Source organism: Nocardioides marmoraquaticus, assembly GCF_054777915.1.
On record NZ_BAAHAA010000030.1, the window covers coordinates 14,509 to 37,335 of the forward strand.

The 22,827-nt window shown below is 70.8% G+C and carries 18 protein-coding genes; 7 read left to right on the forward strand and 11 right to left on the reverse strand.

The window, feature by feature from the left end; genetic code table 11:
* Window positions 1–4 precede the first annotated feature (4 nt).
* The 4 genes from ACYU8I_RS17140 to ACYU8I_RS17155 all read right to left on the reverse strand — a co-directional run bounded on the left by ACYU8I_RS17140 (window position 5) and on the right by ACYU8I_RS17155 (window position 6,371).
* Complete coding sequence (locus tag ACYU8I_RS17140) at window positions 5–1,093, reverse strand: sugar ABC transporter substrate-binding protein (RefSeq protein ID WP_460843217.1); 1,089 nt, start codon at window positions 1,091–1,093, stop codon at window positions 5–7.
* A gap of 307 nt (window positions 1,094–1,400) precedes the next feature.
* Complete coding sequence (locus tag ACYU8I_RS17145) at window positions 1,401–2,675, reverse strand: cytochrome P450 (RefSeq protein WP_460843176.1); 1,275 nt, start codon at window positions 2,673–2,675, stop codon at window positions 1,401–1,403.
* 108 nt (window positions 2,676–2,783) lie between these two features.
* Complete coding sequence (locus ACYU8I_RS17150) at window positions 2,784–4,640, reverse strand: ExeM/NucH family extracellular endonuclease (RefSeq protein WP_460843178.1); 1,857 nt, start codon at window positions 4,638–4,640, stop codon at window positions 2,784–2,786.
* Between the two features lie 129 nt (window positions 4,641–4,769).
* Window positions 4,770–6,371, reverse strand: coding sequence for a glycosyltransferase family 39 protein (locus tag ACYU8I_RS17155; protein WP_460843180.1), 1,602 nt, complete (start codon window positions 6,369–6,371; stop codon window positions 4,770–4,772).
* A 235-nt stretch (window positions 6,372–6,606) separates the two neighbouring features.
* Here ACYU8I_RS17155 and ACYU8I_RS17160 point away from each other — a divergent pair, with 235 nt between their 5' ends.
* A complete protein-coding gene (locus ACYU8I_RS17160; protein WP_460843182.1) occupies window positions 6,607–7,728 on the forward strand; it encodes a glycosyltransferase in 1,122 nt (373 codons plus the stop codon).
* 19 nt (window positions 7,729–7,747) lie between these two features.
* Here ACYU8I_RS17160 and guaA read toward each other — a convergent pair whose 3' ends face one another.
* The 4 genes from guaA to ACYU8I_RS17180 all read right to left on the reverse strand — a co-directional run bounded on the left by guaA (window position 7,748) and on the right by ACYU8I_RS17180 (window position 14,217).
* The gene (guaA, locus tag ACYU8I_RS17165) at window positions 7,748–9,319 is read right to left on the reverse strand and encodes a glutamine-hydrolyzing GMP synthase (protein WP_460843184.1); all 1,572 of its coding nucleotides are present in this window, start codon (window positions 9,317–9,319) and stop codon (window positions 7,748–7,750) included.
* Between the two features lie 231 nt (window positions 9,320–9,550).
* A complete protein-coding gene (locus tag ACYU8I_RS17170) occupies window positions 9,551–10,786 on the reverse strand; it encodes a metallophosphoesterase family protein (RefSeq protein ID WP_460843187.1) in 1,236 nt (411 codons plus the stop codon).
* 75 nt (window positions 10,787–10,861) lie between these two features.
* A complete protein-coding gene (locus ACYU8I_RS17175) occupies window positions 10,862–12,595 on the reverse strand; it encodes a GMC oxidoreductase (protein ID WP_460843190.1) in 1,734 nt (577 codons plus the stop codon).
* An 11-nt stretch (window positions 12,596–12,606) separates the two neighbouring features.
* The gene (locus tag ACYU8I_RS17180) at window positions 12,607–14,217 is read right to left on the reverse strand and encodes a succinic semialdehyde dehydrogenase (protein WP_460843192.1); all 1,611 of its coding nucleotides are present in this window, start codon (window positions 14,215–14,217) and stop codon (window positions 12,607–12,609) included.
* Window positions 14,218–14,302: 85 nt separating this feature from the next.
* Here ACYU8I_RS17180 and ACYU8I_RS17185 point away from each other — a divergent pair, with 85 nt between their 5' ends.
* Together ACYU8I_RS17185 and ACYU8I_RS17190 are read left to right on the forward strand one after the other, a co-directional pair.
* Window positions 14,303–15,337 carry a glycosyltransferase family 4 protein gene (locus tag ACYU8I_RS17185; protein ID WP_460843194.1) on the forward strand — a complete coding sequence of 345 codons (1,035 nt, stop codon included), beginning with the start codon at window positions 14,303–14,305 and terminating at the stop codon, window positions 15,335–15,337.
* Entirely contained in the window at window positions 15,334–16,452 is a 1,119-nt protein-coding gene (locus ACYU8I_RS17190) for a glycosyltransferase family 4 protein (protein WP_460843197.1), read from the forward strand. The genes ACYU8I_RS17185 and ACYU8I_RS17190 overlap by 4 nt, the downstream gene beginning before the upstream one ends.
* Here ACYU8I_RS17190 and ACYU8I_RS17195 read toward each other — a convergent pair.
* Complete coding sequence (locus ACYU8I_RS17195; protein WP_460843200.1) at window positions 16,449–17,450, reverse strand: glycosyltransferase; 1,002 nt, start codon at window positions 17,448–17,450, stop codon at window positions 16,449–16,451. The two genes, ACYU8I_RS17190 and ACYU8I_RS17195, sit on opposite strands and share 4 nt — an antisense overlap.
* Before the next feature lie 86 nt (window positions 17,451–17,536).
* Window positions 17,537–18,541, reverse strand: a complete 1,005-nt coding sequence (locus tag ACYU8I_RS17200; RefSeq protein ID WP_460843203.1) for a glycosyltransferase — start codon at window positions 18,539–18,541, stop codon at window positions 17,537–17,539.
* 132 nt (window positions 18,542–18,673) lie between these two features.
* Between ACYU8I_RS17200 and ACYU8I_RS17205 the strand changes: the two genes are divergently transcribed.
* From ACYU8I_RS17205 to ACYU8I_RS17220, 4 genes are all read left to right on the forward strand, one after another.
* A complete protein-coding gene (locus tag ACYU8I_RS17205; RefSeq protein ID WP_460843205.1) occupies window positions 18,674–19,672 on the forward strand; it encodes a glycosyltransferase family 2 protein in 999 nt (332 codons plus the stop codon).
* 508 nt (window positions 19,673–20,180) lie between these two features.
* Window positions 20,181–20,432 carry a hypothetical protein gene (locus ACYU8I_RS17210; RefSeq protein WP_460843207.1) on the forward strand — a complete coding sequence of 84 codons (252 nt, stop codon included), beginning with the start codon at window positions 20,181–20,183 and terminating at the stop codon, window positions 20,430–20,432.
* An 85-nt stretch (window positions 20,433–20,517) separates the two neighbouring features.
* Entirely contained in the window at window positions 20,518–21,258 is a 741-nt protein-coding gene (locus ACYU8I_RS17215; protein ID WP_460843208.1) for a CDP-alcohol phosphatidyltransferase family protein, read from the forward strand.
* On the forward strand, window positions 21,258–22,520 hold the full coding sequence (locus tag ACYU8I_RS17220) for a hypothetical protein (RefSeq protein ID WP_460843210.1): 1,263 nt from the start codon (window positions 21,258–21,260) through the stop codon (window positions 22,518–22,520). Before ACYU8I_RS17215 ends, ACYU8I_RS17220 begins: the two co-directional genes overlap by 1 nt.
* Before the next feature lie 86 nt (window positions 22,521–22,606).
* Here ACYU8I_RS17220 and ACYU8I_RS17225 read toward each other — a convergent pair.
* Window positions 22,607–22,827 (reverse strand): hypothetical protein (locus tag ACYU8I_RS17225; protein WP_460843213.1); only part of this gene is annotated, 221 nt, incomplete at its 5' end.

A 22,827-nucleotide genomic window follows, 5' to 3' on the forward strand; every position in this document is an offset into this window, starting at 1 on the left:
GGGATCAGGAGATCCCGGCCTCCTGGCACTCCTGCTCGAAGCCCTTGCACAGGTCGTCGGCCGAGACGCCGCCGTCGTCGACGACCTCGCTGACGTTGTCCTTGGTGATCGAGACGGGGTCGAGCAGCACGGCGGGCACCTCGCGGTCACCCTCGGTGTCCTGGACGCTGCCGGAGGCGTCGCCCTCCTCGCCGCTGGCGAGCGCGATGGCCAGGTCGGCCAGCGCGCCGGCCTCCTGGGTCGCCGACTTGTAGACCGTCATGCACTGGCTGCCGCTGAGGATGTTCTGCAGGCCCTCGACGGTGGCGTCCTGGCCGGTGACGGGCACCTCGCCGGCACGGCCGTTCTTGTCGAGGATCGAGATCGCGGCGCCGCCGAGACCGTCGTTGGCGGCGAGCACGCCGTCGATGTCGCCGTCGGCCTGGGTGTACATCTGCTCGAAGATGACGCCGGCCTGCTGGTTGTCCCAGCCGGGCACGGCCTGCTCGGCGACCTGCGTGTAGCTGCTCATGCCGTCGAGCACCGAGTGGGCGCCGTCGGAGAAGGAGGTCGCGTTGGAGTCGTCGGGCGAGCCGTTGAGGAAGACGATGTTGGCGTCCTCGTCACCGAGGCAGTCGGCCAGGCCCTGGCCCTGCAGCTCGCCGACCTTCTCGTTGTCGTAGGAGACGTAGTACGACGCGGAGCCACCGAGGGTGAGGCGGTCGTAGTCGATGGTCGCGACGCCCTGGGCGGCGGCCTTCTCCTGGATCGCGGCGCCGGAGGCGTTGTCGAGGTTGACGATCGCGAGGACGGTGACGCCGCTGCTCATCATGGAGTCGGCGATCTGCGCCATCTTGTCGGCGTCGCCGCCGGCGTTCTGGATGTCGTACTCGACGCCGGCGTCCTCGAACGCCTTCTGCAGCGCCGGGCGGTCAGCGCTCTCCCAGCGCACCGACGACTCGGTGTCGGGCAGGATCACGCCGATCTTGGCGTCGGCCGCCGCGTCGCCGGAACCGCTGTCGCCCGAGCCGCTGCCCGAACCGCTGTCGCCGCCGCCGCAGGCGGAGAGCGTGAGGGCCAGACCCAGGGTTCCGGCCGCGAGAACTGCAGGCATCCGCTTCACGCAGACCGCCTCCTATCGATGAGGTGTGTGCACCCGCGCGACGGACGGCCGGGATGCTGCTCACCCGGAGCTCGCCGTGTCGATCGAGTAAATGTTGGCTCGCACAACGTAATGACCGTCACACTCCGGGTCTAGTAGGCGCGAACAACAAATTCCACCGGTCTAGTTGTCGTGACCGCCGTCACACCGGAGCCCGACCAAGATCTTTCGCCCGGCCGACCGAGCCGACCGAGCCGGCCGCGGGCCGTGAGGCAGTGGGGCTACGGGGCGGCGGGTCTGCGGTGGTCCAGGCAGTGGTTCAGGCAGTGGGGCGGCCCAGGCCGACCGGGAGGAACTCGAGGCCGAAGACGATCGACGCCGAGCGGTGCACGAGCCGGTCGGGGGCGACGGCCAGCGCGAGGTCGGGGTGGCGGCGGGCGAGGGCCGGGAGGGCGGCGACGAGCTCCATGCGGGCCAGCTCGGCCCCGACGCAGCGGTGAGCGCCGTGGCCGAAGGCGAGGTGGGAGCCGGTCGGCCTGGCGGGGTCTCGGTTGGCAGCGGGCAACGAGCACATCACCACCGCGCCGCGCGGGATGCGCACTCCCCCGACGCGCACCTCGTGCTTGGCGAAGCGGGGGAAGGCGACCTGCACCACCGAGAGCAGCCGCAGCAGCTCGTCGACGACGGGGCCGGCCAGCTCGGGCTCGCGACCGAGCCGCTGCCACAGCTCGCGGTCCTGCAGCAGCCGGGCGGTGCCCAGCGCGAGCATCGACGCGCTCGTCTCGAGACCGCCGGTGAACACGCCGTCGGCCAGCCCGCCCAGCTCGAGGTCGCTCACCTCGTCGCCGTGCTCGCGGAGCAGCTGGCCGATCAGGCCCGGCCCGGGCTCGTGGCGCTGACGGGCGACCTCGGCGAGCAGGAACTCGCGCGAGCCGCCGATGGCACCCATCGAGGCCGCTCCCCCGGCGGTGACGTCGAAGCGGGCGGTGGCGAGGGAGGCGAAGAGGTCCCGACGCTCGGCCGGCAGCCCGAGCAGCTCGCAGATCACGCGGAACGGCACGGGGAAGCAGAAGGTCGGCACCAGGTCGACGACCCCGTCGACCGCGGCCGCCGCGTCGACCTCGTCGAGCTGCTGCTGCACGACGTGGTCGATCGCCGGCGCCAACCGGCGCAGCCGTCGCATCGTGAACTCGGGCGTCAGCAGCCGCCGGAGCCGCGTGTGGTCGGGCGGGTCGGTGAAGCCGAGTCCACCGATGTCGCCGTCGACGCCGCCGCTCCGGCCGACGTACGGACGGATGTCGGTGGAGTAGGACTCGGAGTCGGCCAGCACCTGGCGCACCTCGGCGTCGCCCGTCACGAGCCAGACCTCGAGGCCCATGACCCGCACCAGCCGCTGGACCGGACCGGCCCCCTGCAGCCCGAGCAGTCGTGCGCTCGGCTCGTCACCGTTGCGGTGGAGCGGCCACGAGAGCGACGCGGGCACCTTGTCGAGCCGGGTGAGGTCGACGCCGCCGGCCCGGGCGACAAGGGTACGACGCACCGTCGAGCCCAAGGTGCTGCCCAGGGTGCTCGTCAGGGTCGAGACCAGGCCCATGCCGCGTGCTCCGTTCGGTGAGGGTGGCAGCAGCGTAGGGAGACGGGACCCGGAGTGCCTCGGGGACACCCCGGGTCCCGTCCCTGGGTCAGACCAGCGCGCCGGGCGTCAGCCGCGCCCCCGGCCGGGCTTCTTCGCCCGGGGGCCGGTCAGCTCGAGCCCCACCCGCAGTGCGTCGTGGTCGCTGTTGCGGAACTGGTCGGGGGCGTAGAGCGACGCGACCTGGCCGGCGCTCTTGAACTCCGTGTTGTAGTCGAGCACCGACGGCTCGTCGGCGTTGGTGTGGTGGTCGTCGGCGCCCGTGACCTGGCGGAGCAGGCTTCGCGAGGCGAAGGCGTGGTCGAGCGAGCCCCACTGGCCGTCGAAGGCGTAGGAGTAGGACGAGCGGCCCTGGAACCGGCGCACCAGGTCGGTGTAGCCGGCCTCGCGCAGCACCCGGACCGGGTCCTCCTGGCTGTAGGCGTTGAAGTCGCCGAGCAGCATCACGTCGGGGTCACCGGCCGCGGGCACGACGGTGCCGCGGACCCAGGTGGCGAGTCGTTCGGCCTGCTCGGTGCGTCGGGCGTTCCAGCAGCTCTGGCCGTCGCCCTGGTCGGCGTCGGGGTCGGTGGCGGCGGCCGGGCAGGAGCCCTTGGACTTGAAGTGGTTGACCACGACGGTGAGCTGACGGCCGGCACGGTCGCGGAAGGTCTGGGCGACCGGACGGCGCTCCCAGACCGGGCTCGCGGTGTCGGCCCAGGTCCTCCCCTTCACGGGTGAGACCCGGTGGGTGCGGTAGAGGAAGCCGGACTTGATGGCGTCGGTGCCGGCAGCGTCAGGCGTGCCCGTGGCGGCGTCGACGTCGACGTAGGACCAGCGCGGGCCGCGGGCCGCGTTGAGCCGGTCGACGAGGTAGCCGAGCGCCGAGTCGGCGGCGTAGCCGTCGTTCTCGACCTCCATCACCCCGACGACGTCGGCGTCGGTCGCCCGCAGCGCGGCGACCTCCTTGGCGACCTGGCGCTCGAGCTCGACGGCGTCGTCGGCCCCGCGGCAGTCGGCAGGACCGCCGGTGGTGCCGAAGCGGCAGCCCGAGGCCGTGTCGAAGAAGTTGAGCAGGTTGGCCGAGGCCACCTGCAGGCGCCCCCCGACCTTCGGCGCGTGCTTCGGACGGGGGTTGGTGGCCTCGAACCGGGCCTGGCCGCCCAGCGCACCGACGGGGCGCAACCGGTAGGCGTTGCCGCTCGCCGCGTTGCCGGCCCAGGTGTACGTCATCACGCCGGTCGCGCCGCGCACCGTGTCGCCGCCGCGCAGCGTGTTGGTCGCGCTGAGCGGCTCGCCGCCCCGACCGAAGACGATGGGGTCGGGGTTCTGCGCGTTGGTGCCGTCGTCGAGCCGGATGACGTTGCGGTTGTTGGCGGCCTGCAGGGCGGCGGCGTCGGCGCCGGGGGCGACGACGTCGGTGGGCTGGCGCAGCCGACCGCCCGAGGACAGCCGCACCTCGCCGAAGCGGCCGAGCTGGAAGGTCTCGGTGACGCTCAGCCGCTGCGGCAGGCGCACGAGCATGCCTTCGTGACGCTCGAGGGCGTCGGCCGAGGCCAGCGGCAGCCGCAGCGGGGTGGAGCGCACCGTCGCGCCCGTGCCGCACACCGTCGTGGTGTCGCGGCCCGAGACCTGGGTCTGCCCCTGGAACTCCGAGATCGCACCCGTCACGGTGACCTGGTCACCGAGGGCGACGGGTGGGCCACCACGGTTGAAGACGAAGACTCCGTCGGAGGTGGCGCGATCGCCGTCGCCGGCGTCCTGCAGGTAGAAGCCGCCGAGTGCGGGCGAGGCGCCCTGGTGGTCGCCGACGACGACACCGCGGATGGTCACGGTCTGGCCCGACAGCGGGCTGGTGCCGGTGGTGCCCTGCACCTCCCCCACCGGCGTCACGTCGGCCTCGCACGCGGCGGGCTGGTCGGCAGCGACGGCGGGTGACACCGTCACGGCAAGGGTGGACACGGTCAGCAAGGAGGCCCCGAGAAGGGCGGACGCACGGGTTCGCACCTCGGCACCCTAAGCGCGACAACCGACAACGGAGCGCCGGAGATGATGAGCTCCTGGTGGAGCGCGCCCTCAGGGCATGGCGTCCGCCGCGCCTGGAAGGTCGTCGGCGCACCGCGGTAGTGCTGGCACCGGGCTCATGGTCCCGGGTTGGTACTCGCGCACCGTGGTGTGCGGTCCGCGCCACTGGCCCACCTCGACGTAGCCCTCGTCGCGGAGCACCGCGCTGTCACGCTCGATCACGTCCGGCGGGTGCGTGCGTCCGAAGAGCACCCAGACCCGGGCGTCGCCGAGCTCGCTCACCACGTCGGGGAGCGGAGCGGAGTCGCCGTCGAGAGTGCCGGCGCGCGCTCCCGATCGGACCAGGGTGAGGTCACGCAGACCCGCGAATCGGCTCTCGTACGCGTCGGCGATCCGCCGGGAGGTCCGTGCGTCCGATCCGTCGAGAGACCTCGGCTCGTAGAGCACGTCATCACCCGGCTGGGCGCACCTGGCGATCACTGCCGACGCAACGGCCCAGTCGCTGCCGGACTTGGAGTACTCGAGGCGCTGTGACACGTACACGGTCGCGGAGCACACCAGGAGCACGGCCAGTGCCCCGCTCGCGATCCATCGGCGACCCAGGCTGCGCAGACCCAGCGCGAGCAGCAGGGCCACTGCGGGCACGGTGAAGGTGAGGTAGCGCGGCTGGTACAGCGGGTCGACCAGGATCGCGTACGCCGCCACGACGGTCGTGGGCAGCAGCATCCAGGGAAGCGCCACCGCCAGGACCTCGGGCTTGAGGTCCCCGGGCCGGGAATGCCTCACCACCGCCGCCAGTGCGACCGCGAGGGCGACCAGCGCGGCCAGGACGGCGGCCGCCTGCCAGGCCAGGTCGAAGACTCGGCCGTACACGCCGTCGAGGGGGGTCTCACCGAGGAACACCTGGTTGACGAGAACGCGTCGCAGCACGTAGGCAGGCGCCGTGCTCGTCCCACCCCCGAGCTGGCCCTGCTGCGAGCGCACCAGGAGCAGCACGGGCAACGTCACGACGGCAACCGTGACTGCGGTGGCGAAGTAGGCCGTCACGCGCCGCCACCGGCCGCGCGCGAGCAGCAGCGCAGTCAGGGCATGTCCCATGACCACCATGACCAGGTAGATGTTCACCGTGACCCCGAGCGCAGCCAGCACCCCGTAGCGCACCCACCGCGAGGCCCCGCCACGGTCGAGCGCGACCACCAGCGCCCAGGTTGCCCAGACCGCGACGAGGGCCGAGAAGGCGAACGGTCGGGCCTCGATGCCAGCCCAGGTCATGCGCGGCAGAACCGCGCACAGCAGTCCAGCGGCGACAGCAGTGCCGGGAGTCGCCACGCGGCGCGCCAGCACCAGCACGCCGACCGCCGTGAGCGCAGCCGCGACGGCGCTGGGGACACGCAGGGCAACCTCGCTCGAACCGGCCACGGCCGTCCACACCTTCATGAACCCGTAGTACGTGCCGTGCACGGCATCGATGTCGCCGAGCAGATCAGCGAGCTGCGGCCAGCTGCGTCGGGCGGCCGCGACGGTCACCGACTCGTCGGTCCACAGCGAGACCTGCCACGACCCGAGGAAGGACAGCACGAAGCCCGTCACCAGCACGAGGAGCAGGGCGCCACGCTCGACGGTCAGCCGCGACCGTCCGACGCTCGGACCCACGGAAGGCTGCGGTGTCGTCGGGCCGCGCGACTCGTCAGGCACGCGGCCTGAGGATACGCGGGCGGTGCCACCGCGATGTCGTCGCCCGCTCGCGGCCTAGCCCGCTCCCGCGCCGATGCCTCCTCCCCGGCCCCCGCAGCTAGGCTGGGCAGCTCCGCGCATGGTGTCCGACCGAACCAGTGCGCGGATGATCCAGCCCGTCGCAGTCCGCCACGGGCACCAGGGGGGACATGTCATGGACCTGTCGGTAGTCGTGCCGACCTTCAACGAGGCACCCAACGTCGCCGAGCTCGTGCGTCGGGTCGCGGCTGTGCTGCGAGACGTCGAAGCGGAGATCATCTTCGTCGACGACAGCACCGATGACACGCCGGAGGTCGTCCGCCAGGTGGCGGCGACCGCGCCGATCCCGGTCCGACTCGTCCACCGTGACGACCCCGTTGGTGGGCTCGGTGGCGCCGTCGTCGAGGGTTACCGCGCGGCAGCGGCCGACCGGTGCCTGGTGATGGACGGCGACCTGCAGCACCCGCCGGAGAAGATTCCCGAGATGCTCGAGCGGTTCGACCGCGGCGACGTCGACGTCGTCGTCGCCTCTCGTTACAGCGGCGGCGGGTCTGCTGACGGCCTCGCCGACGCAACCCGGGTGCTGGTGTCTCGCGGATCGACCATGGTGACCCGAGCGATGTTCCCGTTGCGACTGCGCGACGTCACGGACCCCATGACCGGATTCTTCCTCGTCGACCGTCGCCGGATCGACCTCGAGACGCTGCAGCCGCGAGGCTTCAAGATCCTGCTGGAGATCCTTGCGCGACTGAAGCTGCGCGTGGCCGAGGTGCCTTTCGACTTCGGCGACCGGTTTGCGGGCACCTCGAAGGCGAGCCTGCGGCAAGGGGTGCACTTCCTCGGTCAGCTCGCCGCCCTGCGCTTCGGCAAGATGTCCCGCTTCGCGGCGATCGGCGGCCTCGGGGCGGTGGCCAACATCGCCATCGTGTGGCTGCTGACGCTGCTGGGTGTCAACTACGTCGTGGCGGCGGTCGTGGCGGCCGAGGTCACGATCGTCGCCAACTTCGTCCTCATCGAGCGCTTCGTGTTCCACGACCTCATCGGCCAGGCGTCAGGGGTGTCATCGCGCTTTGCGAAGTCTTTCGCCTTCAACAACGCCGAAGCCCTGGTGAGGATCCCGATCATGGCGCTGATGGTCGAGACCGGCCACATCTCCGCAGTCATCGCCACGGCAGTGACCTTGGCGGTCGCGTTCCTGCTGCGCTTCGTCTTCCACGCCCTGGTGGTCTACGCCCCTCGCGAGTCTGTGAAGGCGGTGGAGCGGCCGCTCGCGGACACCGCGGAGCGACGGGGCTGAGGCACGACAGCCGCCCAGGTCACTCCCACTCGATGGTGCCGGGCGGCTTGCTGGTGATGTCGACGGTGACCCGGTTGACCTCGCGCACCTCGTTGGTGATGCGGGTCGAGATGCGCTCGAGCACCTCGACGGGCAACCGTGCCCAGTCGGCGGTCATGGCGTCCTCGGAGGTGACCGGACGCAGCACGACCGGGTGGCCGTAGGTGCGGCCGTCGCCCTGCACCCCGACCGAGCGCACGTCGGCGAGCAGGACCACCGGGAACTGCCAGATGTCGCGGTCGAGACCGGCGCGGGTGAGCTCCTCGCGCGCGATGGAGTCGGCGGCGCGCAGGATGTCGAGGCGCTCGCGGGTGACCTCGCCGATGATGCGGATGCCGAGACCCGGCCCCGGGAAGGGGTGGCGCCACACCATCGCGGGGGGCAACCCGAGCTGCTCGCCGACGAGGCGCACCTCGTCCTTGAACAGCGTGCGCAGCGGCTCGACGAGCTCGAACTGCAGGTCGTCGGGAAGGCCGCCGACGTTGTGGTGGCTCTTGATGTTGGAGGTGCCGGCGCCGCCGCCCGACTCGACGACGTCGGGGTAGAGCGTGCCCTGCACCAGGTAGGCGACCTTCATGCCCTCGGCGGCGGCGTCGCCCAGGACGTCGGCCTCGGCGGCCTCGAAGACGCGGATGAACTCGCGGCCGATGATCTTGCGCTTCTGCTCCGGGTCGGTGACGCCGGCGAGGGCGTCGAGGAACCGCTTTTCGGCGTCGACGGTGACGAGGTCGGCCCCGGTCGCCGCCACGAAGTCACGTTCGATCTGCTCGGTCTCGCCCGCCCGCATCAGCCCGTGGTCGACGTACACGCAGGTGAGCCGGTCGCCGATCGCGCGCTGCACCAGCGCCGCGGCCACCGCGGAGTCGACGCCGCCCGAGAGCGCACAGATCGCCTGGCCGTCGCCGACCTGTTCGCGGATGCGCTCGACCTGCTCCTCGACGATGTTGACCATCGTCCACGTCGGACGGCAGCCCGCGATCTCGTGCAGGAAGTGCTCGAGCACCTTCTGGCCGTGCTCGGTGTGCATCACCTCGGGGTGCCACTGCACGCCTGCGAGGCGGCGGTCAGTGTCCTCGAACGCGGCCACCGGCGTCGCCGTGGTCGCCGCGAGCACCGCGAACCCCTCCGGGGCACGACTGACCGCGTCGCCGTGGCTCATCCACACCCGGTGCTCGGCCGGCAGGTCGGAGAGCAGCGTGCCCGGCTCGGTGACCGTGACCGGCGTACGACCGAACTCCGACGTGCCGGTGCGGGCCACCTCTCCCCCGAGCGCCTGCGCCATCGCCTGGAAGCCGTAGCACATGCCGAAGACCGGCACCCCGGCCTTGAAGACCTGGCCGTCGACGCTCGGCGCGCCGGGCTCGTAGACCGACGACGGACCGCCGGAGAGGATGATCGCCGCCGGCTGCTTGGCCAGCATCTCCTCGACGGGCATCGTGTGCGGCACGATCTCGGAGTAGACCTTGGCCTCCCGCACGCGGCGTGCGATGAGCTGGGCGTACTGCGCCCCGAAGTCGACGACGAGGACCAGGTCGTGGTCGGGCTGGGTCACGCTCGGTTGCCTCCGGACTGCCGTGCTGACGGGCCCCTGAGTCTGCCAGAGCAACGCTGCCGAAAAGTTTCCGGACCACGACGTAACCGGGCCCCCCACCGCTCGTTGAGTCGATGAGTCCGCTCGACGGGCTCGGAACCGGTTCGCATCAGCGACCCACCAGGGCCCGGCCTCCCTCCCTCCCCGGCCGGGCCCTGGTGTCTCTCCAGGTCCCGGCGGCACCAGGGCGCGTCAGCGCACGAAGGTCATGCCCGTCACGGTCTTGTCGAACTTGCTGAAGTCGCCTCCCCGACCGTTGGGCGAGACGATCGAGGTCGTGAACGAGCCCCTCGACGGGTTGACCTGCAGCAGGCGCACCGGGTTGGCGTCGTTCGAGTGGAAGGTCTGGAGGAGGCTGACGACCTTGTTGCCCTGGCGCCCGGTGTCCACCCGCAGAGCGGCGCTGCCCACGTGACCCGACAGCACGAGCTTGATGTTCGCGTAGCGCGACACCAGGTTGTCCCACAGGTACCTCGGGCTGGTCGAGCCGTAGTCCGACCTGTCGTAGATGCCGCCGCTCCCGTTGAGGTAGGAGTGGGTGACCACCACCACGTTGTGGTCGGGGTGACCGGCCACGACGCGCTTGGCCCAGTCGACCGCGGCCGCGCGAGGCCACAGCTCGAGGTTCAGGACCAGCCAGTCGTAGCCGTCGGCGGCGAAGGTGGAGTAGGTGTTGTCCACCTTGCCGGGCTCGAAGGCACCGGCCACCGCGCCGAAGCGCGAGGCGGTGAACACGTCGTTGAACTCGTCGGTGCGCCGCACGAGGAGATCGGTCTTGCAGGCGGGTGCGCCGAGCCGCCGCGCGCACTCGGGGTTCTGGACGTAGGCGCCGCCGCCGTAGTTGCCTCGCCCGTCCCAGCCGATTGCCCGGGTGTCATGGTTGCCGATGGACAGCGAGTAGGGCACCCCCGCCTGCTCCAGGGGCCGCAGTCCCTCGGATGCCACGCGATACTGGTCGGGCGCCAGCCAGCCCCAGTTGGTCACGTCGCCGACGTGCGTGACGAACCGAAGGTCGAGCCGCTCGCGCTGTGACACCAGCCAGTCGGAGCGCTGCCGCATGCGCGGGTCGCGGCCGAACACCTCCTGCTGGGTGTCCGGCATGACGGCCAGGGTGAACGACGACGCAGTCGGATCCGGCTGGCTGGGCTTGGGAGCGGTGGGCTTCGGAGCGGACGCCGCGGCCTTGGCCTTCGCGCGAGCGATCTGCCGGCACAGCACCGGACGCTGGCGCTTCTGCTTCGGCGTGCACCGCTTGCGCTTGGCCAACCGCTTCTCGCGCGGCGTCAGGCGCGCCGCGACCGGGGTCACCGCGGCCGCCACGGTGGCGCCCGCCGGGGTGGCCCCAGCGACCGGTGCCGAGCTGATGGAGCCGAGGGTGCAGACCAGCGCAGCAGCGAGGCCGCCGACGAGCGTCCGAGTAGTCGTCACGGTCACAAGAGTCGCACCTCGACCGCCGTTTGGGGAGGTGGTCCGGGTGCATCCGACCTGCGGGCCCGCGAGACCTCAGCTGACCCCGACGATCGGGAGCCGGAGCGCGGCGGGGGCGTCGTGGGGCACGGCGGGTCGGCGGGGGGCCACCGGCGCGACGGGGGCGTACGCCGCTCCGAGCGGCGGGCGGGGGTCGGGCTCGCCCTTGTTGGGCCACATCGACATCGCGCGCTCGGCCTGGGCGGTGATCGTCAGCGACGGGTTGACCCCGAGGTTGGCGGTGACCGCGGAGCCGTCGGCGACGTGCAGCCCGTCGTGCCCGAACACGCGCTGGTAGCCGTCGACCACGCCGTCCTCGGGGTTCTCGCCGATCGGCGCGCCACCGATGAAGTGGGCGGTCATCGGCATGTTGAAGGGCTCGCCGACGGAGCCGCCAGGCTTGCCACCCATGACCTCGGCCATGCGCCGCACGACGGTGTTGGCCATCGGGATCCAGGTCGGGTTGGGCTGGCCGTGGCCCTGCTTGGAGGTCAGCACGTACTTCCTGGTGCCGGGCACCTTGACCGGGTAGACGGTCAGCGAGTTGTCGAGGCTCTGCATCACCAGGGCGACGACCGTGCGCTCCGACCAGTGCTTGAGGTCGTAGAGGTCCTTGATGCTGGCTCGCTCGCGCCACATCTCGCCGAGCCACGTGCGCCAGCGCGGCAGCGGGCCGTCGCCGTCGGTGAGCACGGTCTGCAGCAGCGACATGACGTTGCTGCCCTTGCCGTAGCGGCACGGCTCGACGTGGGTGTCGGCGTCGGGGTGGAACGACGAGGTGATCGCGATGCCGTAGCTGTAGTCGATCGTCGTGTCGGGCGCGATCGAGCCGAGGATCGACTCGGAGTTGGTGCGGGAGAGCTCGCCGAGCCGGTCGGAGAGCCGCGGCAGGTGGCCCTCGGCCTTCATCCGGTGCAGCAGCTTCTGGGTGCCGATCGCCGCGGCCGCCATCACGACGTGGTGCGCGGTGAGGGTGCGTGTCGTACGACGGGTGGCGCGGCGGGCCTTGGTGAACTTGATGCGGACGTCGTAGCCGCCGCCCTCCCGCTCGCTGATCCGCGTCACCGTCGACAGCGGCATCACCTTCGCGCCCTGCTGCTCGGCGAGGTAGAGGTAGTTCTTGACCAGGGTGTTCTTCGCGTTGTGGTTGCAGCCCGTCATGCAGTCGCCGCAGGCGATGCAGGTACGCCGCTCGGGCCCGGCGCCGCCGAAGAACGGGTCGGCGACGGTCTCGCCCTGCTGCTGGCCGGGCTCGCCGAAGAAGACGCCCACCGGCGTCGGGTGGAAGGTCTCCGCCACGCCGAGGTCGCCGGCGACCTTCTCCATGACGTCGTCGGCCGGGGTGCGCAGCGGGTTCTCGACGACGCCGAGCATGCGCTTGGCCTGGTCGTAGAACGGCTTGAGCTCGGCCTTCCAGTCGGTGATGTGGGCCCACTGCCGGTCGCGGTAGAACGCGTCGGCGGGCTCGTAGAGGGTGTTGGCGTAGACGAGCGAGCCGCCGCCCACGCCGGCCCCGGCGAGGATCAGGGAGTCGCGCACGGCCTCGATGCGCTGGATGCCATAGCAACCGACCTCGGGACGGTAGAGGAACTTGCGGACGTCGAAGGAGTTCTTCGGCAGCTCGTCGTCGGCGAATCGGGCGCCGGCCTCCAGCACGCCGACGCGGTAACCCTTCTCGGTGAGCCGGAGCGCGGCCACCGAGCCGCCGAAGCCCGAGCCGATGACCAGGACGTCGAAGTCGAGGTCGTCGTCCACCCCGCCCGCTGCCACCTCGTCGCTCCTCACTTCATCCCCAGACGACGCTGCAGCTTCAGCGTCGCGGTCATGAACCCGGCGTACTGCTGGTCGTTCATGCCGAGCATCGGCGCGAAGCGCAGCACCCGCTGCACCGCCACCGACTGCGGCTCGGTGTAGCGCAGGATGCCCTCTGCGCCCTGGCGGCGACCCACGCCCGACTCGCGCATGCCACCCATCGGGGCCTCGATGCTCGCGAAGGTCGCGGCGAAGGCCTCGTTGACGTTCACGGTGCCGCACTTCACCTCCGCCGCGAGCTCGCGGGCGCGGGCGGTGTCGCGGCTGTAGATGGCGCCGTTGAGGCCGTAGACGCCCTCGTTGGCCCGCCGCACCGCGTCGGCCTCGTCGCTGAAGCGCGAGAGCGCCACGACCGGGCCGAAGGTCTCGGCCGAGGCGCACTCCATGTCGGGGGTGACGCCCTCGAGCACCGTCGGCTCGTAGTAGTAGGGGCCGAGGTCAGGCCGGTGCCGGCCGCCGGTGAGCACCGTGGCGCCCTTGGCCCGCGCCTCCTCGACGTGTCGCTGCACGGTGTCGAGCTGGTCCTGGCTGATGAGGGAGCCCATGTCGCTGCCCCAGTCGAGACCGGTGCGGAGGTTCATCGCCTCGACCCGGCGCACGAGCTCCTCGCGGAAGGCGTCGTAGACCTCGTCGGCGACGAGCAGACGCTCGATGGAGACGCACAGCTGCCCGGCGTTGGAGAACGACGCCCGCAGCGCACCCTCGGCGGCGCGCTTCACGCTGGCGTCGCGCAGCACCAGCATGGGGTTCTTGCCGCCGAGCTCGAGGGAGCAGCCGATCAACCGCTCGGCCGCCTGGGCGGCGATGATCTTGCCGGTCGCGGTGGAGCCGGTGAAGCAGACGTAGTCGCTGCGCTTGATGATCGGGGTGCCCAGCTCGCGCCCGGCACCCGCGACGACGTTCCACAGGCCGTCGGGGAAGCCCGCCTCACGCAGCAGCTGGGCGCCGTACAACGCTGTGAGCATGGTCTGGGCGTCGGGCTTGATCACCACGGCGTTGCCGGCGAGCAGCGCCGGGAGGCCGTCGCACAGGGCCATGGTGAAGGGGTAGTTCCACGGGGCGATGATGCCGACCACGCCCTTCGGCAGCCGCGCGACCGTGGCCTGCGTCAGCCCCGGCACCACGCCGCGGACCCGGCGGGTCTCGAGGTGGTCCTTGGCGGTGTACGCGTAGTAGCGCGCGGTCAGCGCGACGTGCAGCGGCTCGTCGAAGGCGTGCTTGCGGGCCTTGCCCGACTCCCAGCAGATGAGGTCGAGGATCTCGTCCTGCCGCTCGAGCACCAGGTCGTGGAAGCGCAGCAGCAGCCGCTTGCGCTCGGCGAGCGACGTCTGCGCCCACGCCCGCTGCGCGCGCCGGGCGCGGTCGAAGGCCCGCTCGACGTCGGACTCGTCGGACTGCGGCACCATCGCCAGCGGCTGTCCCGTGATCGGCGTGTACGTCGGCACGGAGCGGCCCGTGCTCGAGGCGACGAGGTCGGTCAGCGCCCGCACCTCGTCGGGCTCCAGCGCGTACGACGCCGTCACGTCGTGCTCGGGGTCAGCGGGGCCGGTGTTGGTGCTCGGGTCCGGGTGAGCGGTCATCCACCTAGGCTAAACCGACCGGTAACTTGACACAACGAGTTGTTTTGTCAAACACGTCTACGAGCCAGGCCGTCATACTCGTTAGATGACGAGCCGCCTCTCTACCCGGGCGATGAAGACCAGGCTCGACGTCGCGATGGCTCCGCGCCGCGCCGCGACGTGGGAGGAGCGCCATCTAGCGGGTGAGGTGCCCGGACGTTGGCCCTACGGACTCGACCACCTTGCTGGGTCCTCGTCGGAGCTGGACGTGCGTCTGCGGTTGCTCCCCGAGCCCGGTCGTGCTGGGAGGTTTCTCGCGCGCCTGCCGCGTGCGCGAGTGGGCAGGAAGCGCATCGGTCTCGCCTGGGACGAGAACGTCGCCCAGCGACTCGTGGCCTGCCGGGACTACGACGTCATGCACTGCGGGGTGATCTGGGCGACGGATCGCTGGATGCGCGACAAGGACGCCCTCTCCCGCACGGCTCGCCTAACGCTGGCGGCGATGACGTCCGTCTGGACCCTGAGCCGGCCGCAGCTCGACGCGCTCGACGGGCTGCTTCCCGTGGGGGTCCGCCGCACCTTTGTGAAGTTCGGCGTGGACCCGGACTTCTACTCCTACCGTCCCTACCCGGACCGCCCGATGGTCTTCAGCGTGGGTGGCGACCGGGATCGCGACACCGCGACACTTCTAGAGGCCTACCGCATCGTCGCCGAGGCCCGCCCCAGGACGCGGCTGCTGCTCCAGACGAAGCGGGAGTGCCCGGTGCCCGAGGGGGTGGAGGTCGTCCCTCATCTCAGCCACCTCGAGCTCCGCCGCATGTACGCGGAGGCAAGTGTGGTGGCCGTCGCGACGCGTCCGAACCTGCACGTGTCGGGGATGACAGTCTCGTTGGAGGCGCAGGCCACGGGTCGGCCGGTCGTGCTGACGGCGACGCCCGGTACCGAGGACTACGTGACCGACGGGTCCACGGGCCACCTGACCCCTGTGGGCGACGGCGCTGCCTTGGCCGAGCGCATCATCCACCTGTTGGACGATCCCGACGCTGCCGCGCAGCAAGGGCTCGCCGGACGGGCGGCCGTCGAAGCCACCTTCACCGACGTCCACCTCGCTCGCCGGCTCCTCGAGGCGACGTCCGCATGAGCTCGGCCGGCCCCGTTGTGTTCCTTCACAGCTCCGACGAGCTCTACGGCGCCGACCGCGTCGTGCTGGACCTCTACCGGGCCCTCCCGGACGCCGAGCGAGCAACCGCAGAGGTCTGGCTCCCGACCGACGTCGAGCACGGCTCGGCTCCGCTCTGCTCGGTCTTGGAGGCCGAGGGTGCGATCGTGCGTCATCTCGATCTGCCCGTGCTCCGGCGGGCTTACCAGAACCCCCGTGGTCTGGCGGCGCTCGCCCGCCGGGCGATCCGGCTCCGGCCGCTCCTGCGGGCGGCTCGGCCTTCGATGGTCTACTGCACCACCAGCGCGACGATGGTGGCCGCGCCCGTCGCGCTCTCGGTCCGCGCGCCCAGGGTGGTCGGTCACGTCCAAGAGCTGTGGTCACGGTCAGACACCGTCGCGCTCTCACCCATGGCGCTGTCCTGCCAACGACTCGTCGCCATCTCCAGCCCGGTCCGTGAGAGCCTGCCCGCACGTCTGCGGCACCGCACCACGGTCGTGCTGAACGCCACTGCAGAGCCGACCGGGTACTCACCGCCGGTCGAGCACGACGGGCCGGTCCGCTTCCTCGTGGCAAGCCGGTGGAACACCTGGAAGGGTCACAAGACGTTGCTCCGCGCGTGGGACCGGGCCGGTAGCCCGGGGACCCTGACGGTCCTGGGTGGGCCGCCCCCGAGCGGTGACGGAGTTGACGTCCGCGCGCTGGTCGACAGCCTGCGGCGCCCCGAGACCGTGTTGGTCCTCGGCGAGGTGCCGGACATTGGACGACACGTCGACCGAGCCGACGTCGTGGTCGTGCCGTCGGACCGCCCGGAGCCGTTCGGTCTCGTGGCCATCGAGGCGTTCGCGCGGGGAAGACCCGTGATCGCAAGTGCCGGTGGCGGTCTCGCGGACGTCGTCAGCGACGGTGTCGACGGCTGGCTGTACGAGCCGGGCAATGACGATGCGCTCGGACGGCTCCTCCAGAGCGTGACTGCGGCGGAGGCCGCGGCGCGTGGGGCCCGCGCGCGAGAGACGTACCTCTCCAGGTTCACGGCCTCTCGGTATGCCGACCAGTGGCGCCAGGTCGTCGAGCTCGTCGGACCCGTTCAGCGCTAGTCACCGGACGAGGACCACAGCCAGTGGTCCGCAGCCACCCGGCCGTCGACGTCGGGAAGGTCCGCAAGAATCGTGCTCGGCGCACGGCCGGACGTCAGCGCGACGACGACGGCCCGGATCAGTCCGGGCTCCCCGTCGGCAGTGGCGGCGACCCCGTGACCATGGTCACCGAGCCATCCGGCGATCCCTGTCTCGTCCGACGCGACCACCTCGCACCCGTGCGAGAGGCCCTCGACCAGAGGGAGCCCGACCTGCTCCCGCCACGTTGGTGTGGACCGGGAGTAGAGCACAACGGCCCGCGCAGCCCTGAGCCTGCGATGGATCTCGACCCGCGGCGGATCGAGGACGATCTCCACGTCGTCGCGGCGTCGCGCCAGCTCGGCCGCGCGTCCAAGGTGCGCGCCCTGCCCGATCACGACCAGGCGAGAAGTGGGCACCTGACGGGCGATCTCTGGCCAGGCGGAGAGCAGGGGAAGCAGTCCCTTGCGATCGTCAAAGGCACCGAGGAACACCAGGACGGGATCCCGCTCGTCGTCCAGCCGCCCGCACTGACAGGGAGCCGAGATGGCTGGCACGAGCGCCGATGCGCGCGGGAGTGCGACTCCGAGCGCCTCGTACTGGGCGCGCGCCTCCTCCGTCCCGAAGACGATGCGGTCCGTGGTCCTCAGCGCGAGCCTCACCGCACCGTGGTATGCGAGGCGTCGCCACCGGCTCCGCAAGCGAGCGCTACGAGCGCCCAACGCGTCGTCGTTGGCGATGGCGTAGGTCCCGATGCGTACACGGCGACGGAGCACGACGCCGGCGACGCGCGCGGCGATCACCGCGGTCACCGTGGTCCGCAGCGCATTCAGCATCAGCGGCTCGTTGACCTCGACCTCCCTCACCCGGTGCCTGAGCATCAGTGGCAGCAGCTGCCAGCGGTTGTTGAGGTGGATCAGGCTCAGCCCGTCCGCCACCGACTCGTCGAAGTCGTAGCTACGCTGGGAGAAGACGATCAAGGCGGGAGCGAGCGTGGACGCGCGTTCAAGGTGAGCCGTCCGCAATGACCGGTAGATCCGCATCCGTTGGGGAGATGGCGACGTGGTCATGTCGACTCCGACCGGCGGCTGGCAAGCTCGACGGCCTGGCGGTAAGCCGCCAGGTGATCCCGGGCAGCACGTGACCACTCTCGCGCGGAGAGATCGGGACAAGACGTCGACGGCCGCGTGCTGGCCAGGGCACGTGCGAAGTCGTGCGCCGACACGTCATCCGCGAACAGGTGCACCCAGCCTGGCCCGACCTCGTGCGCCAGCTTCCGGTTGACCTCGTTGTCCGGCACCAGCACGGGCCGGCCCAGGGACAGCGCCGCCAATGCAGCACCGGAGTTGTGCATCTGACGGTAGGGCAGCACGACGAGCACGCTCTCGGTGACGTGGGCCACCAGCGTCTCGTCGTCGACGTAGCGCAGGTCGAGATCGATACGGGGGTCGCCGTCCGCGAGGTCGCGCACTGCACGCTCGACCGATCGGTCCGCAGGCAGACCAGCGACCGTGAGGCTCAGCGAAGCGTCAGGCGTGCACCGAAAGGTCCGGAGGAGGTGCTCGACACCCTTGTAGGGTCGGATCCTGCCGACGAAGGCGATCCGGCCGGCGACGGGCTGACGCTGGTCGTAGGGCGAGAACCAGTCTCGGTAGTGGCCGTGCAGGATCGTGACGTCGCGGCCCCCCGGGGGGAGCGCCGTTGTGTCGTTGATCTTGATGCGCACGAGGGTCAGCCGGTCGAGCCAGCTGAGCAGGACGTGGTCGACGTGCCGCAGCCCGGCGGGACGATTCAGGTTGTGCCAGGTACGCACGACCGGGACTTGTCGGACGACCATGCGGACGCACCACAGCCCGACGAGCAGACGCTTGACGGTACGTCGCAAGCTGGTGCGTCCCTCGACCAGGATGTCGGGCCAGTGGAGGTGCACGACGTCGTAACGACCCAGCAACGCGGCCCGCCATCCGAAGTAGAGCACGCCGATCTCGTTGTCGGCTTCGAGCGACCTCGCGAGCTGAGTGATGTAAGGATTGGTGGTCGGTCGCGGCCGCGGAAAGGACGTCAGGACCACGAGTCGGCCGTCTGTCACGATCCCACCGTCCCCTCGACGTTTGCACGACGCGCCGAGCCCGCCCGCCCGCCGGGAGCGTGTGCCAGAATTCGCGTTCACGATGCCCGTACGAGCCGCTCCAGGGAGAGCCCCGTGTCGACCGCCAGCCTAGGGCGCTCCGTCCCCCGCGTCGCCGTCGGGTTGCTCACCTTCCACCGGCCGGACCGGCTCGCGCGACTCATACCCATGCTGGCCGACCACCTCGACTCGGCCGTCGCGGACGGGGATGCCGCCGCGGGCGCGATCATCGTGGTCGACAACGATTCCGAGGGCTCGGCTGAGGACGCAGTGGAATCCGCCGGGCGGCCCGACCTCGTCCGCTACGTTGTGGAGGCCCGACGAGGCATCTCCTACGGTCGGAACAGGGCGCTCGACGAAGCGGTCGCCGACGGCGCGGATGTGCTGGTCTTCATCGACGACGACGAGACCCCACAAGCCGGGTGGCTCCGGGAACTCCTCGCCACCTACGGATCACGTGACGTGCAGGCCGTTGCCGGCGCCGTCGTGTCCCAGCCAGACGGCGATCTCGATCCGTTCGTCGAGGCCGGCGGCTTTCTCGACCGGGCGCACCGTGACGGGGTCCGCACCGGCGAGCCGATCCCCCGGGCGGCGACCAACAACCTGTTGCTCGACATCGCCTTCGTTCAGGCTCGTCAGCTGCGCTTCGACCCGCGCTTCGGCACCACCGGTGGCGGTGACTCGTTGTTCACGAGTCAGCTGACCGCAGCGGGCGGGCGCATGGTCTGGTGTGCTGAGTCGGTCGTGGTCGACCACGTCCCGGCCGATCGCATGACCCCAGCGTGGATCTTGTCGCGGTCCTACAACATGGCCAGCGCCCTGGTCTTCGTCGAGCTCGAGCTGAGGTCGTCGCGCTTGGATCGCGTCGCGTTCCGCGCGCTGACCGCCGCCCGCGAGACCGCACGCCTGACCCAGGGCGCAGCGTTGGTCGCACGCGGACGTGCTACAGGATCGCTGCGCGACGTCGCGCGGGGCCGCCGGGCCTTGGCGCGGGCGCACGGGGCAGCGTCCGGGCTTCGTGGACGACGCTCCGTGCACTATCCCGATCCCCGGTCCACCTCTGGAGCGACATGAGCATGACCCCCTGCAGACCATCCCGCACTGCCGCGGACGAGACGTCCCGCCTCGTGTCCTCGAGGCCGGCGTGAGCGACACGGGTACGAATGGAGGCCGCGACCGCCGTTGGCGCTGGATCGCCGCCACGGCGGCGGTCGCGGTAGTGGTCGTCGTCGTGGTGCTGCTGTTCGCCGGTGGTGACGGTACTGGTGACCCTCAGACCTCGTCCCCCACGTCCCCGGGGGCCCCGACACGATCTGTGTCTCCCGGCACGTCGCCCTCACCTGGGCCCACCGGGGGCGAGGACGAGGCCGGCGGCGGAGCCAGCAGCGGTCCGAGGCCAAGTCCGGTCGGGACGCTTGCGCCCGGTCAGGCCAACACCGAACGGCCGCTCGGTGCTTCGCTCGACGAGACCGCACGACCGACCGAAGCGGTCGGCGTCCGTGTCGCCCGGATCGAGTCGGTCCGTTCGCGAGCGGAGATTCCTGGCGAGACCAGCCGACCAGCGCTTCGGCTGACCATCGTCGTGAGCAACTCATCATCCGCACCGCTGTCGATCGACGGGGCGCTGACGAACCTCTACTACGGACGCGACCGGACACCCGCAAACCCGGTGGACCGCCCGGGCGGGCGCCCGTTCCCGTCGACCGTGCCTGCCGACGGCCGCGTGTCCGGAGTGTTCGTCTTCAACGTTCCGCCCGAGCAGCGCGACCAGCTCGCGATCGAGGTGAGCGTGGACGCTCAGGTGCGCAGAGTCGAGTTCCGCGGCGCCGCCTGACCGCGGTCGGTTCGCCTGCGGCGCGTCAAGCAACACATATCCTTGTCGCGCCCACGCGCTCGACGTCGACAAGAGGAGCTCGCCAGTGTCGTTCAGCGAGACCGTCGCGCGGCTGGGCGCGGCCCAGAAGGGCCGTGCGCGCGGGGCGCCCGCCTATTCCGTCTTCGTCAACCGCCCAATCGGTCGCTACCTGGCGGCGGCGAGTCACCTGCTTGGGTTGACGCCCAACCAGGTGACGGCCGTCAGCGCTGCCTTCACCCTCCTGGGCATCGTCATGGTCGCTCTTGCTCCCGCGACCCTCGTGACGGGTGTGGCGATCTGGCTGCTGCTCGCCCTGGGGTACGCCTGGGACTCGGCCGACGGTCAGGTGGCGCGCCTGCGCGGGGGTGGCTCTGTGGCCGGAGAATGGTTGGACCACTTCGTCGACTCGGGGAAGGTGATCGGTCTTCACCTCGCTGTGGTGATCGGCCTCTATCGCCATGGCACCGAGCCGGTCTACCTGCTGGTGCCTCTGCTCTTCGCGCTCGTCAACGGCATGACGTTCTTCGGCATGATCCTCAACGACCTGCTGAAGGGTGCACGCGGAGTGGCCTCCGCAGCACGGCGTGGGGGCTTCTCCCCCATCCGCTCACTTGCCCTGCTGCCGACCGACTACGGGGTGCTCTGCGCGAGTTTCGTCCTGTGGGGCTGGGCAACGGCCTTCCAGGTCAGTTACGGCCTGCTGTGCGTGGCGGGCGTGGCGTTCCTCGTTCTCGCCGCCGTGAAGTGGTTCCGCGAGGTGACGAGGCTGGTCCCGCCGACCGCGTCGAGCACCACCGGCACCTGATGGCCAGCGTCGTCGTGCGGCCCAGCACGCCTGGCACGTTGCTGCATCGCGACGTGAGCGGCGTCGTCCAGCGAGCCGTGGCGGTGCTCGCGGTCGCGAGCCTCGCCCTGAGGATCAATCTGCACCCACTGGTGCCATTGGGATACGCCATCGCGCTCGCGGCACTGCCGGTCACCCTCGGCGTGGTCCGCCGCTACCGTGGCGCCGGCATCCTCGTCGTCTCTGCGCTGATGGCGGTCGTGGGGGGCTTGGCCATCAGTTGGGCCGTCGGTCCGCCGTCGTTCGACGGCCTGGACTCGGTCGGCGTGGGTCAGGCCAGTCGAGTCCTCATGGTCGGGCTCGGGTCCTTGTTGTTGCTCTGGGCGCGTTCCGTGCTCGGGGCACGTGTCGTGATCATGGTCTACGCGCTGGCAACGTGGGTGACCGTCGTCCTGGACGGCGTCAGCGACGTGAACCCGTGGAAGTTCTCGCTGTCGGTGCCGACGACGCTCCTGCTCCTGAGCCTGCCGTGGGTGTACCGCAGGACGTCGGCGGAGGTGGCGGTCCTGTTCGTCCTCGGTGCGGTGTCGGCGACACAGGACTCACGCTCCGCTGCAGCCACGATGCTGATCGCCTGCGCCCTCGTGCTGACCCGTCGCGATAGCGCGACCCGTCGCGTGAGCTCGCTCGTCGTGATGCTCAGGCTGGCCCTCTTCAGCGTCGGCGGCTTCCTGCTGTTACAGGCTGCGCTCCTCAGCGGCGACCTCGGCGAGGAGGTCAGGCAGCGCACCATGGAACAGACCAACACCTCCGGCAACGTCATCCTGGGCGGGCGGCCCGAGCTCGGCGCCTGGTGGGCGCTGATCGCCGACCAACCCTGGGGGTACGGCATCGGCACGGTCCCCACTCCCAGCGAGGTGTACGTCGCCAAGACCGGCATGGCGGGTCTCGGCTACGACCCGAACAACGGTTACGTCGAGAACTACATGTTCGGACAGGGATTCGAGGTTCACTCGGTGCTGGGCGACCTGTGGCTCCTCGCGGGGCTCCCGGGCCTCCTCCTGGCGATGGTGGCCATCACCCTCGTCGTCGCCGGCATGTCGCAGCAGCTGGGCCAGCGGATAGCAAGCGCGGCGCTCATCTACCTTGCGATCCGCGTCTCGTGGGACTTCGCGTTTGGTCCCATCTACAGCGCCCTACCCCTCCTCATGCTGGCTCTTGCGCTTGCCATGCCGGAGAAGTCACGCCCCGCCTCCCCCGACCCTTCGCCTGCACGGACCTGACCCCGTCGCATCGACTGAGACAAGCGGTCGTAGACGTCACCACGTGCCGACGTGAAACATGTCGGCCCCCGGTCGTGGTGGCGTCGTCAGTCGGAGGTCACCGCAAAGAGGTCGACCGCGACGACGATGGGGGCGTTGGCCTGTGATGCAGCCGGCAGCCAGCTGAACAGACCCACCGACCCCGCGGCCTGGAAGCCCGCGGTGTTGTCAGTCGTCGAGCGCTGCCAAGCAACAGGCTCCTGCTCCGCAGACGGCCACACCTTCGCCGAGACCGCCGTCGGAGTCGTCCCACGCACCGACATCTTCA